The sequence below is a fragment of the Mycobacterium toneyamaense genome, assembly GCF_055384815.1.
The window spans coordinates 2,664,189-2,677,554 of record NZ_AP040333.1; the positions used below are offsets into that span (position 1 = coordinate 2,664,189).

Consider the following 13,366-nt stretch of genomic DNA (forward strand, 5'->3'; position numbering starts at 1 on the left):
CATCACCGCACCACCGCGTATCGCTTACCCAACCAACCGAACAACAGCCCCAACGGCAACGTCAGGACCACGAAACCCGCGGCGAAGATCGAGCCGACCGCCAGCAGCGCCGCGGTGTTCTCGATCATTTCCTTCATCAGCAGCGCCGCCTCGGCCACGCCGATGGCCGAAGCGATGGTGGTGTTCTTCACCAGGGCGATCAGCACCGAACCCAGCGGATTGATCACCGCGCGAAAAGCCTGCGGCAACAGGATCAACCGCAGGTTCTGCCCGAAGCTCATGCCCAGCGAGCGCGCGGCCTCGGCCTGCCCCAGCGGCACGGTGTTGACGCCCGAACGCAGCGTCTCGCACACGAACGACGCGGTGTAGACCGTCAACCCGAGCGCCGCGAGCCGAAAGTTGCTGTCCACCACGGCCGTCGGTGAATGTGGATCGACCAGGGTGATCCGCAGGGTGTTCCCGATACCGAACGAACAGAACAGGATGATCAGCGTCAACGGGGTGTTGCGGACCACGTTGACGTATGCCGTGCCCAGCCAGCGCAGCACCGGCACCGGCGACAGCCGCATCGCCGCCAGCACGGTGCCCAGGATCAGTGCCCCGGCCGCGGCGAGCAGCGTCAGCTGGATCGTCGTCCAGAACGCCTTCACGATCTTGCCGCCGTAGGTGCCCCACAGATCGACGCGCTTGGCGCCGCCGGCGCCATTGATGTTGGTGTCCAGCGGAGGAGGCGGCGGCGCCGACAACCCGGCCGGCCCCAGGTTGCGGTCGAACGCGGCCTGCCACTCGCCGGTCTTCTGCATCTTCTCGATGGCGTCGTTGATCTTCTGGCGTAATTCCTTGTCGCCCTTGAGCAATCCGATGCCGTACTTCTCCACCGAGAACGGCTTGCCGACGAGTTTGAAGGCACCCGGCGTCTGCGCGGCGTAGCCCGCCAGGATCACCTCGTCGGTGCTGAGCGCGTCGATGGCGCCGGTCTTCACCGCCTCCAGGCACGCCGAGTAGGTGTCGTATTGCTGCAGCTGCACGCCCGGGTACTTGTCCTTGATGCGTTGTGCCGGTGTGGAACCCGACACCGAGCACAGCTTCTTGTGGTTCTGCAGCGACTCGACGCTGGTGATCTCGTTGTTGTCGGCGCGCACCAGCAGGCTCTGGCCCGTGACCAGATACGGTCCGGCGAACGACACCTTCTGCTTACGGGCGTCGGTGATCGAGTAGGTGGCGACGATGAAGTCGACCTGGTGGTTCTGGATCAGGTTCTCGCGCTGACCCGACGGTGCTTCTTTCCACTCGATGTCGTCGGGTTTGTAGCCCAGCTGCCCGGCCACGTAGGTCGCGACGTCGATGTCGAAGCCGGCCAGCGTGCCGTCGGGCTTCTTCGCGGCCAGGCCGGGCTGGTCGAACTTGGTGCCGATGGTGATCTTCTTGCTGTTGGCGCCGCACGCGCTCAGCGACAACAACGCCACGATCAGCACAGTGACGGCGGCCAGGCGGCGCAGAGTGCGCGTCACGAACCTCTGCCCAATCGATCGTTCCACGATCAGTGGTCCAAGATCTTGCCCAGGAAGTCCCGGGCCCGGTTGGACTTCGGCGCCGTGAAGAACTCGTCGGGCTCGGCGTCCTCGACGATGGTGCCGTCGGCCATGAACACCACCCGGTTCGACGCGCGGCGGGCGAAGCCCATCTCGTGCGTCACCACGATCATGGTCATGCCCTCGGTCGCCAGCGACGTCATCACCGACAGCACCTCGTTGACCATCTCGGGGTCCAGCGCGCTGGTGGGCTCGTCGAACAGCATCACCTTGGGGCCCATGGCCAGGGACCGGGCGATCGCGACGCGCTGCTGCTGACCACCGGACAGCTGCGCCGGGTACTTGTCGGCCTGGTTGGCGACCCCGACCCGCTCCAGCAGCTCGAGCCCCTTCTTGCGGGCCTCGTCCTTGTTCTTCCGCCGCACCTTCATCGGCGCGAGCGTGACGTTCTCGAGAATTGTCTTGTGCGCGAACAGGTTGAACGACTGGAACACCATGCCGACCTCGGACCGCAGCGTGGCCAGCTTGCGGCCCTCTTCGGGCAGGAGCTCACCGTCGATGTGGATCGACCCGGAGTCGATGGTCTCCAGCCGATTGATGGTGCGACACAACGTCGACTTACCCGAACCTGACGGCCCGAGCAGCACCACCACCTGTCCGCGCGGGACTTCGAGATTGATGTCCTTCAGCACATGCAGTGCGCCGAAGTGCTTGTTGACCCCCTTGACCGAGATCATCGGGGTGGCAGGTGACTCGCCGGTGACCATGCGCACAGACACTACCCAGGTAAGCCACGGCGCGCGGATCAGTCACAGAAACCCGGAAACCCTTCGGCAAATTTGGTATAAATCGCGCCGCCCGTACGATTGGCACGTGATTTCGACAGCGACTCCGGACGTGGAAGCTGACGCCACGGAGTCCGCTACGGGTTCCGGCGCGGGACGCACCTACCAGGTCCGCACCTACGGGTGTCAGATGAACGTCCACGATTCCGAGCGGCTCGCCGGCCTGCTCGAAGACGCCGGATACCGGCGTGCCGAGGACGGCACCGACGCCGACGTCGTGGTCTTCAACACCTGCGCGGTGCGAGAGAACGCCGACAACAAGCTCTACGGCAACATCAGCCACCTGGCGCCGCGCAAGGAAGCCGACCCGAACATGCAGATCGCCGTCGGCGGCTGCCTGGCGCAGAAGGACCGCGACACGGTGCTGAGCAAGGCGCCGTGGGTCGACGTGGTGTTCGGCACGCACAACATCGGCTCACTGCCGGTGCTGCTGGAACGCGCCCGCCACAACCGCGAAGCCCAGGTCGAGATCGTCGAGGCCCTTCAGGAGTTCCCCTCGGCGCTGCCGGCCACGCGCGAATCTTCTTACGCCGCTTGGGTTTCCATCTCGGTGGGCTGCAACAACACCTGCACGTTCTGCATCGTGCCGTCGCTGCGCGGCAAGGAAGTCGACCGGCGTCCCGGCGACATCCTCGCCGAGGTGAAGTCCCTCGTGGACCAGGGCGTCCTGGAGATCACGCTGCTGGGCCAGAACGTCAACGCGTATGGCGTTTCGTTCTCGCAGGACGAACGACTCCGCGAAAATCCGGACGCCTGGACCGACATCGAGCGCGACCGCGGCGCGTTCGCCAAACTGCTGCGCGCCTGCGGCGACATCGAGGGCCTCGAGCGGGTCCGGTTCACCTCGCCGCACCCCGCCGAGTTCACCGACGACGTCATCGAAGCCATGGCGGCCACCCCGAACATCTGCCCGACGCTGCACATGCCGCTGCAGTCGGGATCGGACCGCATCCTCAAGGAGATGCGCCGCTCCTACCGCGCCGAGAAGTACCTCGGCATCATCGAACGGGTGCGTGCCGCGATCCCGCATGCGGCCATCACCACCGACATCATCGTCGGGTTCCCCGGGGAGACCGAAGAGGACTTCCAGGCCACCCTCGACGTCGTCGAACGCGCCCGGTTCTCCAGCGCCTTCACGTTCCAGTACTCCAAGCGGCCTGGTACCCCGGCCGCCGAGCTGCCCGACCAGCTTCCGAAAGAGGTTGTGTCCGAACGGTATATGCGGCTCATCGAGCTGCAGGAGCGCATCTCCTGGGAGGAGAACCTGGCACAGGTCGGCCGTGAGGTCGAGCTGCTGGTGGCCACCGGCGAAGGCCGCAAGGATTCCGCGACCGAGAGAATGTCGGGCCGTGCGCGCGACGGCCGGCTCGTGCACTTCACCCCGGGTGACGCCGACATCCGTCCCGGCGACATCGTCGCCACGACCGTCACCGGTGCCGCCCCGCACCACCTGATCGCCGACACGCCGATCATCAGCCACCGCCGCACCCGCGCGGGCGACGCGCACGCCGCGGGCCGCAAACCCACCACCGGCGTCGGGCTGGGCATGCCGCAGATCGGCGCGCCCCCCGTCACGCCCGTAGAGCAGGGATGTTCACGATGAACGACACCAAGCCCGGACAGCCCAACGGCGGCGCGAACGGCGAATTCGAGGAATTCAAGGACGACATCGACGCCGCCGAGCAGCGCATCGCCCGGGAGATCGACCCGGGCGGCCGCGCCATGGTCGTGGCGATCTGCGTTTTCGTCATCCTGCTGTCGTTTGTGCTGCCGCACACCGGTGGCGTCAAGGGCTTCGACGTCCTGCTCGGCGATCAGGCCGCCCTGGACGCCAAGATTCTGCTGCCGTCGCGGGTGTTCGTCTGGCTGATCCTGGTCTTCAGCGTCGGCTTCTCGATGCTGGCGCTGCTGACCCGCCGCTGGGGCCTGGCCTGGATCGCGCTGGCCGGCTCCGCCGTGTCGTGCTTCCTCGGGATGCTGGCCATCTGGTCGCGCAACACCGTCGTCAAGCCCTACCCGGGACCCGGATTCGGGCTCTACCTGGCATGGATCGCCGTCATCCTGCTGACGTTCCACTGGGCCCGCGTGGTGTGGTCACGCACCGCGGTGCAGCTGGCCGCCGAGGCGCAGCGCCGCGAATCGACCGCCGAGCAGCAGAAACGCGGGCTGCTCGACGGCCCGGACGAACCTACTTCTTGATCGCGGCGGAAGCCGCGTCGGCCCACTCACGCCACTGCGCCGCACTGGCCCGCGCCTTCTCGGCATCCTTCGTCTTGCCGGCGGCCTCGGCCTTCTCGGCCTGACGCTCGAACTGCTCGGCGCGCTCGCGGAACTGGTCGGCCCGGGCCTGCGCCTCCGGGTCGCTCCAGCCGCTCTGCGCGGCGTCGCGGATCTTCTTCTCGACGGCCCGCAGCCGGCGCTCCAGCTCCGCGGTGCGGTCGCGTGAAGCCTTGCCGATGGCGTCCCACTTGTCGCCGATGGCCCGGAATGCCGCGCGCGCGGCCTCGACATCGCTGATGTCGATCTTCTCGGCCTCGGCCAGCAGCTCGGCCTTGGCGTCGGCGTTGGCGTTGAACTCGGCGTCCTTCTCGGCGTTGACCGCGTTGCGGGCGCTGAAGAACGTGTCCTGGGCGGCCTTGAACCGCTTCCACAGGGCGTCGTCGACGTCCTTGGCGGCGCGGCCCGCGGCCTTCCACTGCGTCAGCAGATCGCGGAATGTCGCGGAGGTGGCGCCCCAGTCCGTGGAGCTGGACAGCGCCTCGGCGCGTTCACACAGCGCCTCCTTGGCCTGACGGACGCCGACCCGCTCGCGATCGAGCTCGGCGAAGTGCGAGCCCCGGCGCCGGTTGAACGCCTCGCGGGCCGCCGAGTAGCGCTTCCACAGCGCGTCGTCGACCTTGCGGTCCAGGCCGGTGATGGTCCGCCACTCGTCGAGGATCGCGCGCAGCCGGTCGCCGCCGGCCTTCCACTGTGTGGAGTTGGCGCCGATCTCCTCGGCCTCGGCGGCCAGGGCTTCCTTGCGGGCAGTCTGGGCGGCCCGGTGCTCGTCGCGCTTGGCCCGCTCCTCCTGCGCGCTGGCGCCCGCCTGCTCGACGATGGTGCTCAGCCGGGCACTCAGGGCATCGACATCGCCCAGTACCGAGGCCTCCGGCAGCGATTCCAGCAGCGTCGCGGCGGCCGACTTGATCTTGCGGGCGTCGCCACTACCGCTACCGAGCCGGTGCTCCAGCAGCGCCACCTCGGTGCTCAGGTCGTCGTACCGGCGGCCGAAGTGGGCGTACGCGGCCTCCGCGTCGCCCGCCTGCCACGACGCGATCTTGCGCTCGCCGGCGGCGGTGATGAGCCATACCGTGCCGTCGTCGTCGACGCGGCCGAAGCGGTGCGGATCGCACGTCGGCGCGGCAGCCACAGGTGGCGCCGGAGGGTGGTGCGGGATGGCGCTCGGTTTGGGACCGGGGCGCGGCGGACCGGGCCGAGGAGTCGGTTTCGGGGTGTTGCCGGGTTCGGTGGTGGTCATCTCGTGCTCCTCATGCCCGCGCGTGGGTGACCCACGCTTCTGCCGCGCGACGCGGCGCCGTCATCTGGTACTCGCACGCTATTCAAACAGGTCGACCCGCCGTCTGCGCAGGCGTTTGCCGGACTCGTTAGCGTGGACGCGTGCGTAGCGCCGGCCTGACACATATCGCCATCGTCCCGTCGGCCCCCATTCTGGTGCCTGAGCTGGCGTCCGGCGCGGCGGTCGAACTGGCCGACCTGACGGCGGCCGTGCGCGGGGCGGTGCAGGACCTGCCGTCGCGTTGGGTGGCGGTCGGCGTCGGTCCGGAGGATGGCCGGGTGCCCGGCGACGCGGTCGGCACCTTCGCCGGTTACGGCGCAGACGTCCGGGTGACGTTCACGCCGGCCGCGGACGGGGAGGTACGGCCTCTGCCGCTGTGCGCGCTGATCGCCGGCTGGCTGCGGGGGAGTGTCGACGCGGGAGCGACCGTCGACGTGCGGGTTTTCGCCGACGGTCTGGCGTCGGACATCGCGCTGGAGCGCGGCCGTGCCCTGCGCGCGGAGCTGGACGCGGTCGCTGACCCCGTCGGCGTGCTGGTGGTCGCCGACGGCGCGAACACCCTGACGGCCGCGGCGCCCGGCGGCTTCGATCCGGATTCCGTTGCGCGACAAGCACAGTGGGATGACGCGTTGGCCACCGGTGACGTGGCGGCGATCGCGGGGCTGTCCGGCGTCCTCGGCCGCGTCGCCTACCAGGTGCTGGCCGGGCTGGCCGGACCCGACCCGAAAGCGACGGAGCTGTATCGCGGCGCGCCCTACGGCGTCGGCTACTTCGTCGGTACCTGGACCGCGCAGTGAGGCCCATCGCGGTCGTCGGCCCCACCGGCACCGGCAAGTCGGCCCTGGCACTCGACCTCGCCGAACAGCTGGGCGGCGAGATCGTGAACGCCGACGCCATGCAGCTCTACCGCGGCATGGACATCGGCACCGCCAAGCTGACGGTGCCCGAGCGGCGCGGCATCGTGCACCACCAGCTCGACGTCCTCGAGGTCACCGACAACGCGACCGTCGCGAAGTACCAGGCGGCCGCCGCGGCCGACATCGAGGACATCGCCGCTCGCGGCGCCGTGCCGGTGATCGTCGGCGGATCGATGATGTACATCCAGGCACTGCTCGACGAATGGTCGTTCCCGGCGACCGATCCCGCGGTGCGGGCCCGGTGGGAGGACCGGCTGGCCGAGGTCGGGGTCACCGCCCTGCACGGCGAGCTGGCGCGCGTCGACCCCGAGGCCGCCGCGTCGATCCTGAACACCGACGGCCGGCGCATCGTGCGGGCGCTCGAGGTCGTCGAACTCACCGGGCAGCCGTTCGCGGCGTCGGCGCCACAGATCGGGGCCCCGCGCTGGGACACCCTGATCGTCGGATTGGACTGGGACACAGAGGTTCTCGATGACCGGCTGCAGCGCCGTACCGACTTGATGTTCGCCTCCGGGCTGGTCGAGGAGGTGGTGGCGCTGCGTGCCCGCGGCCTGCGCGACGGAGTGACGGCGGCCCGGGCCCTGGGCTACGCGCAGGTGCTGGCGGCGCTGGACGCCGGGGGCGACCCCGCTACGGCCGATGCCGCGATGGCAGAAGCCAAGGAGCGGACGTTCATCGGCACCCGGCGCTACGTGCGCCGGCAGCGGTCGTGGTTCCGGCGCGATCACCGGATCGTCTGGCTGGCCGGTGACGCTCCGGACAACGCAGCCGAGGTGGCGCGTCGGTGGCGCCACGTATCCTGAAGCTGTGCGGTTTTCGAAAGGGCACGGCACCCAGAACGACTTCGTGGTGCTGCCCGATGTCGACGCCGAACTGAACCTGACCCCCGCGGTCATCGCTGCGCTGTGCGACCGGCGCCGCGGACTCGGGGCCGACGGCCTGCTGCGCGTCACCAAGGCCGGCGCCGCGCAGAACGCCGGTGTGTTCGACGACCTTCCCGACGGCGTCGCCGCCGACGACTGGTACATGGACTACCGCAACGCCGACGGCTCCATCGCCCAGATGTGCGGCAACGGTGTCCGGGTCTTCGCGCACTACCTGCGCGCGTCCGGGCTCGAGCACCGCGACGAATTCGTGGTCGGTTCCCTGGCCGGGCCGCGTCCGGTGGTCGTGCACGGCGCCGACGCGGTCAACGCCGAGGTGACGGTCGAGATGGGCAAGGCCCGTTCGTTCGGGCCCGGCAAGGCCGTCATCGCCGGGCGCACCTTCGCGGGCCTGGCGGTGGACGTCGGCAACCCGCACCTGGCCTGTGTCGACCCGTCGCTGAACATGGCCGGGCTCACCGCGCTGGATGTCGCGGCGCCGGTGTCCTTCGACGCTGACCAGTTCCCCGAGGGCGTCAATGTCGAGGTGCTGACTGCGCCCGCCAACGGGGTCGTCGCGATGCGGGTGCACGAGCGGGGCGTGGGCGAAACCCGCTCCTGCGGAACCGGAACCGTCGCTGCCACGTTGGCAGCACTGAACCACATCGGCGCCGACACCGGCAGCCTGCGGGTGGTGATCCCCGGCGGCGAGGTCAGCGTGACCATCACCGAGGACACCAGCTTCCTGCGCGGGCCGTCGGTGCTGCTGGCGCACGGTGAACTCGCCGCCGAATGGTGGCACGAGAACGAAGGAAATTCAGATGCGTCCCGCTGACTTTGCGGGCACCATCGATAACTACCTATGACCTCTCCTTTCGATCCTGACAACACCCCCAGCGTCGGTGAACTGGCGCTCGAAGACCGCGCGGCACTGCGCCGCGTTGCCGGCCTGTCGACCGAACTGGCCGACATCTCCGAAGTCGAATACCGCCAGCTGCGCCTCGAACGCGTGGTGCTGGTCGGCGTGTGGACCGACGGCACGTCGGCCGACGCCGACAACAGCCTCGCCGAACTGGCCGCGCTCGCCGAGACCGCGGGTTCCGAGGTGCTCGAAGGCCTGATCCAGCGCCGTGACAAGCCGGACGCCTCGACCTACATCGGCTCCGGAAAGGCCCTGGAGCTGCGTGAGATCGTGCTCGCCACCGGCGCCGACACCGTCATCTGCGACGGTGAACTGAGCCCCGCCCAGCTGAACTCGCTGGAAAAAGTGGTGAAGGTCAAGGTCATCGACCGCACCGCGCTGATCCTCGACATCTTCGCCCAGCACGCCACCAGCCGCGAAGGCAAGGCCCAGGTGTCGCTGGCCCAGATGGAGTACATGCTGCCGCGACTGCGCGGCTGGGGTGAGTCGATGTCCCGGCAGGCCGGTGGTCGTGCCGGTGGCGCCGGCGGCGGCGTGGGTACCCGTGGCCCCGGTGAAACCAAGATCGAGACCGACCGGCGGCGGATCCGTGAGCGGATGGCCAAGCTGCGCCGCGAGATCAAGGACATGAAGAAGATTCGCGACACCCAGCGGCACAGCCGCCGGGCCAGCGACACCCCGTCCGTCGCGATCGTCGGCTACACCAACGCCGGCAAGTCCAGCCTGCTCAACGCCCTCACCGGCGCCGGCGTGCTGGTGCAGAACGCGCTGTTCGCCACCCTCGAACCCACCACGCGCCGGGGCCAGCTCGACGACGGCCGGCCGTTCACCCTGACCGACACCGTCGGGTTCGTGCGGCACCTGCCGACGCAGCTGGTCGAGGCGTTCCGGTCGACGCTGGAGGAGGTCGTCGACGCCGACCTGCTCGTCCACGTCGTCGACGGCTCCGACGCCGATCCGCTGGCGCAGATCAACGCGGTCCGCACGGTCGTCGGGGAAGTCGTCGCCGAGTACGACATCGCCGCCCCGCGAGAGCTGTTGGTGGTCAACAAGATCGACGCCGCCGGCGATCTGGCGCTGGCCCACCTGCGGCGCGCGTTGCCGGACGCCGTGTTCGTGTCGGCGCACACCGGTGAGGGGCTGGACCGGCTACGGATGCGCATGTGCGAGCTGGTCGAGCCGACCGACGCCGCCGTCGACGTGACCATTCCCTACGACCGCGGTGACCTCGTGGCTCGTGTCCACGCCGAAGGTCGTGTCGAGGCCACCGAGCACACCACCGACGGCACCCGGATCAAGGGCTGGGTGCCGATGGCGCTGGCCGCCAGCCTCGGCGAGTTCGTCACCGCCTAGTTCACGCGGCGGCCTTGGCCGGCTTGTCGGCCTTGTCGGCGGCCGGCTTCACGGCCTTGGGGGCCTTGACCTTCTTGTCCTTCTTCGGCTTCTTGGTCTTATCGGTGGTCTTGTCGCCGGTCTTGTCATTGGTCTTGTCGGTGGCGCCGGTCTGACCGTCCTTGGCCGGGTCGGTGCCGGGCTTCGGGTCCTGCTTCGGGCCGGTGGTGTCGGTGGTCTTTGGATCCGTCACCTTGGTGTCCGGGGTCTTGGTGTCGGTGTCCTTGACGGCCGTGATCTTCGTGTCGCCGTCCTTGGTGTCGGTGTCCTTGGTGTCCGGGGTGGTCGAGAGCTTCGGAGCAGTCACGGGCGCGAGCTTGGTGTCACCGGTCGGGGTGGCGGAAACCGCCTTCGGTGCGGTCGAGCCGGACAGGGCCGCGACCGTCGCCGGCGCGGGGGTCGGGGTGGTCGCGGCGATGGGAAGCTGCACCTTGCCGCCGGTGATGTCGCTGATCGCGGCCTTGACACCCTCGCCCGCGGCGTTGATCAGGTCCACCGTCAGCGTGATCGGGTTGATCAGCGGGATCAACCGGAACGGCGCCGGGACGCCCGGGCTCAGGCTGCGGTCATAGCCGGTGTCGATGAGCACCCGCAGCACGGGGGAGACCAGGTCGACGATCGGCTTGATGATGAAGCTGGTGTGGGTGAAGCCGCCGAACTCCAGGAACGGCCGCACGATCGGCAGGGTCTTGGTCGGGATCGTGATGTAGGTGGTGTCGCCGTACACGGTCTGGTTCGCGGGGTCCTTCAATGCGGCGTCGAGCTCTGCGGGCGTGTACTCGAGGTCGGGGATCTCACCGGGATCGCTGTTCTCGTTGGGCGCCAGGTAGGTGCCGTGGGTGTACCAGAAACCGGCGATGGCGTTGAGGTCGGCGAGCAGGTTGATCGGGTAGAGCGGGAAGTCGGACACGCCGTCGTACTCGAACGCGATGTCGGTGGTCTTGATGCCGGTGTTGGTGGGTGCCGGCAGACCGAAGGTGACATCGAGGATCGGCACCGTGCCGAGGAAGGCCAGTCGCTCGAACAGACCGCCGTTGGGCCGGTTGGTGTTGCCGATCATCACGAAGGCCAACGAGGCCTTCTGCGCGTCGGTCAGTCCCGACAGCGTGGCCTTCTCGCGGCTCACGATGTTGCCGCCCTGGGAGTAGCCGAAGATGATGACCGGATTGGCCGGCGTCGCGGTCGGCAGCAGGCCGGTCAGTGCGGTATCCAGGTTGGCGATGCCCTGTCCGGTCGAGTCGTTCCACTTGGCGCCGGACAGGCCACCCCAGCCGGGCAGCGGGATCGGCCAGAACTGGGCGGGGTAGTTGATACCCGTCAGGGTGCAGGTGGGCTGCGTGCACAGCGGGTTGAAGGGCGCGATGTAGTAGTTGTCGGCGTTCTCCTTGTACCCCGCAACAACATTCGCGTTCGGGGTGCCGGTGCCCGGGACGATCAGCGCGGTCGCGGCGAGGGTGAACGCGGCCGTCACCATCGAGACCACGCCCAGCAGAACCGTGCTCAGCACCGTCAGCATCACGGCCACGGCTGCGGGGATGGTGCGTCCGAAGTTGCGCATGGCCTCGCGCCCTTTCGACGTCGCCGATCCGATGATCGGCACCTGTTTCGCATCGTCGCACTGTGACCGGACCGGGACCGGGTGTTTGCCGAAAATTTGTCGAGCGTGTCGATTCTCTGGTACGGCAGCGCGCGGATCGTGGGTGAAATCACACCACCGCGATACTCATTGCGGGACAGGGCTTTTCGTCCCGCGACCGGCCGTACCGATTGCCGTGGTCGGCGACGGGCGATGTTCGGTACTAAGCTCTGACTCAACATCAGTTGCGCTCCTTCGCAGGACACGCCCGCTGATCACGTCGTGGAACGGCTGAGAGCCGTGTCAGTCCATCTGCACCAGCACTTCTCGCGGCGACCGATACTGCCGCCGGCATTGTCGACCCTCCGTGCCGGAAAGGCTGTACTCATCCATGTCTGCAGAACAATCGTCGTCCTTCGCTGAACTCGGCGTCCCGGAGGCGCTCGTCGCCTCGCTCGCCGGCCGCGGCATCGCCGCGCCGTTCCCAATCCAGGTCAGCACCCTGCCCGACACCCTGGCCGGCCGGGACGTCCTCGGCCGCGGCCGCACGGGCAGCGGTAAGACGCTCGCCTTCTCCATTCCGCTGGTGGCCCGGCTGGTCGGCGCCTCGCGACGTCCGTCGCGGCCCACCGGCCTGGTGCTGGCCCCGACCCGCGAGCTGGCGACCCAGATCGCCGCGACCGTCGAACCGCTCGCCACTGCTGTGGGACTCAAGGTGACCACCATCTTCGGTGGCGTTTCGCAGAACCGTCAGGTCGACGCGTTGCGCGGCGGCGTGGACATCGTCATCGCCTGCCCGGGCCGTCTCGAAGACCTCATGAAGCAGAAGCTGGTGAGCCTGGACGCCGTGCAGGTCACCGTGCTGGACGAGGCTGATCACATGGCCGACCTGGGCTTCCTGCCCGGCGTCACCCGGATTCTGGCGGCCACTCCCGCCGGCGGCCAGCGCATGTTGTTCTCCGCGACGCTCGACAACGGCGTCGACAAGCTCGTGCGGCGCTTCCTGTCCGATCCCATCACGCATTCGGTCGACGAGATCGATGCGCCGCCGCCGGCCATGACGCACCACGTGTTCCACGTCGCCGGTGTCGCCGAGAAGCGCGACCTGGTGCAGCGGCTGGCGTCCGGCACCGGCCGGCGCATCCTGTTCATGCGCACCAAGCACCAGGCTCGCAAGCTGGCCCGGCAGCTCACCGAATCCGGTGTGCCGTCGGTCGACCTGCACGGCAACCTGTCCCAGCCCGCGCGGGACCGCAACCTCGCCGCTTTCAGCTCGGGAGAGGCGCGCGTCCTCGTCGCCACCGACATCGCCGCGCGCGGTGTGCACGTCGACGAGGTCGAGCTCGTGGTCCACGTGGACCCGCCCGCCGAGCACAAGGCGTACCTGCACCGCTCGGGACGTACGGCCCGTGCCGGAAGCGCCGGCGACGTCGTGACCGTGGTGCTCCCGGAGCAGCGCAAGGATGCCCAGCAGCTGCTGCGCAAGGCCGGCATCACGGCCCGGCCGCAGGAAGTCGTCGCCGATTCGGCGTCGGTGCAGGCGCTGGTCGGAGAGATCGCGCCGTACCGCGCGCCGGCCCCCAAGGAGGCGCCCGCGCCCCGGGGCGGCAACCGTCCGGCCAAGACGGCGACCGCCGGGCAGGCGCAGCGCCGCCGCCGGCGTTCGAGCGGTGGGCTGCAGGCGCCCGGGCGTACCCAGGGTGGTCGTTCGCAGGGGCAGCCGGGCCGTTCGCAGTCCGGCCGCAGCCAGGCGAGGTAGTCGC

11 protein-coding genes and 1 pseudogene are annotated in these 13,366 nt (G+C 68.9%); 7 read left to right on the forward strand and 5 right to left on the reverse strand.

What is annotated here, in order from left to right; genetic code table 11:
- Nucleotides 1-2: 2 nt before the first annotated feature.
- From ACZ5IQ_RS12870 to ACZ5IQ_RS12880, 3 genes and pseudogenes are all read right to left on the reverse strand, one after another.
- Nucleotides 3-677: an amino acid ABC transporter permease gene (locus ACZ5IQ_RS12870; protein WP_234791633.1), complete on the reverse strand. Its 675-nt coding sequence runs from the start codon at nucleotides 675-677 to the stop codon at nucleotides 3-5.
- Nucleotides 678-716: 39 nt separating this feature from the next.
- Nucleotides 717-1,511, reverse strand: a pseudogene (locus tag ACZ5IQ_RS12875) (glutamate ABC transporter substrate-binding protein); the annotation flags it as partial.
- A gap of 29 nt (nucleotides 1,512-1,540) precedes the next feature.
- Nucleotides 1,541-2,269, reverse strand: a complete 729-nt coding sequence (locus ACZ5IQ_RS12880; RefSeq protein WP_165605466.1) for an amino acid ABC transporter ATP-binding protein — start codon at nucleotides 2,267-2,269, stop codon at nucleotides 1,541-1,543.
- Between the two features lie 160 nt (nucleotides 2,270-2,429).
- Here ACZ5IQ_RS12880 and miaB point away from each other — a divergent pair, with 160 nt between their 5' ends.
- Entirely contained in the window at nucleotides 2,430-3,980 is a 1,551-nt protein-coding gene (gene miaB, locus ACZ5IQ_RS12885) for a tRNA (N6-isopentenyl adenosine(37)-C2)-methylthiotransferase MiaB (protein ID WP_212814840.1), read from the forward strand.
- The gene (locus ACZ5IQ_RS12890; protein WP_212811729.1) at nucleotides 3,968-4,576 is read left to right on the forward strand and encodes an Rv2732c family membrane protein; all 609 of its coding nucleotides are present in this window, start codon (nucleotides 3,968-3,970) and stop codon (nucleotides 4,574-4,576) included. Before miaB ends, ACZ5IQ_RS12890 begins: the two co-directional genes overlap by 13 nt.
- Here the strand turns inward: ACZ5IQ_RS12890 and ACZ5IQ_RS12895 are convergent.
- On the reverse strand, nucleotides 4,566-5,894 hold the full coding sequence (locus ACZ5IQ_RS12895) for a DUF349 domain-containing protein (protein WP_212811728.1): 1,329 nt from the start codon (nucleotides 5,892-5,894) through the stop codon (nucleotides 4,566-4,568). The genes ACZ5IQ_RS12890 and ACZ5IQ_RS12895 overlap by 11 nt on opposite strands.
- A 140-nt stretch (nucleotides 5,895-6,034) precedes the next feature.
- Between ACZ5IQ_RS12895 and ACZ5IQ_RS12900 the strand changes: the two genes are divergently transcribed.
- From ACZ5IQ_RS12900 to hflX, 4 genes are read left to right on the forward strand one after another with little or no spacing between them, the layout of a single operon-like run.
- Nucleotides 6,035-6,730, forward strand: coding sequence for a class III extradiol ring-cleavage dioxygenase family protein (locus ACZ5IQ_RS12900; RefSeq protein WP_212811727.1), 696 nt, complete (start codon nucleotides 6,035-6,037; stop codon nucleotides 6,728-6,730).
- On the forward strand, nucleotides 6,727-7,653 hold the full coding sequence (miaA, locus tag ACZ5IQ_RS12905) for a tRNA (adenosine(37)-N6)-dimethylallyltransferase MiaA (protein ID WP_212811726.1): 927 nt from the start codon (nucleotides 6,727-6,729) through the stop codon (nucleotides 7,651-7,653). Before ACZ5IQ_RS12900 ends, miaA begins: the two co-directional genes overlap by 4 nt.
- A gap of 4 nt (nucleotides 7,654-7,657) precedes the next feature.
- Nucleotides 7,658-8,548, forward strand: a complete 891-nt coding sequence (dapF, locus tag ACZ5IQ_RS12910; protein WP_464481333.1) for a diaminopimelate epimerase — start codon at nucleotides 7,658-7,660, stop codon at nucleotides 8,546-8,548.
- Nucleotides 8,549-8,575: 27 nt separating this feature from the next.
- Nucleotides 8,576-9,988 (forward strand): GTPase HflX, encoded by a 1,413-nt coding sequence (gene hflX, locus ACZ5IQ_RS12915; protein ID WP_138248978.1) that lies wholly within the window; start codon nucleotides 8,576-8,578, stop codon nucleotides 9,986-9,988.
- 1 nt (nucleotide 9,989) lies between these two features.
- Here hflX and ACZ5IQ_RS12920 read toward each other — a convergent pair whose 3' ends face one another.
- Nucleotides 9,990-11,627, reverse strand: coding sequence for a PE-PPE domain-containing protein (locus ACZ5IQ_RS12920; protein WP_464481334.1), 1,638 nt, complete (start codon nucleotides 11,625-11,627; stop codon nucleotides 9,990-9,992).
- 367 nt (nucleotides 11,628-11,994) lie between these two features.
- On the opposite strand from ACZ5IQ_RS12920, the gene ACZ5IQ_RS12925 reads away from it, so the two are divergent.
- Complete coding sequence (locus ACZ5IQ_RS12925; protein WP_267325553.1) at nucleotides 11,995-13,362, forward strand: DEAD/DEAH box helicase; 1,368 nt, start codon at nucleotides 11,995-11,997, stop codon at nucleotides 13,360-13,362.
- The last annotated feature ends 4 nt before the right edge of the window (nucleotides 13,363-13,366 follow it).

Excerpts from the sequence above, each read along its gene's own strand:
- ACZ5IQ_RS12880 (WP_165605466.1), bottom strand. The coding sequence starts at position 2,269 with ATGATCTCGGTCAAGGGGGTCAACAAGCACTTCGGCGCACTGCATGTG.
- ACZ5IQ_RS12890 (WP_212811729.1), top strand. The coding sequence starts at position 3,968 with ATGTTCACGATGAACGACACCAAGCCCGGACAGCCCAACGGCGGCGCG.
- ACZ5IQ_RS12895 (WP_212811728.1), bottom strand. The coding sequence starts at position 5,894 with ATGACCACCACCGAACCCGGCAACACCCCGAAACCGACTCCTCGGCCC.
- hflX (WP_138248978.1), top strand. The coding sequence starts at position 8,576 with ATGACCTCTCCTTTCGATCCTGACAACACCCCCAGCGTCGGTGAACTG.
- ACZ5IQ_RS12925 (WP_267325553.1), top strand. The coding sequence starts at position 11,995 with ATGTCTGCAGAACAATCGTCGTCCTTCGCTGAACTCGGCGTCCCGGAG.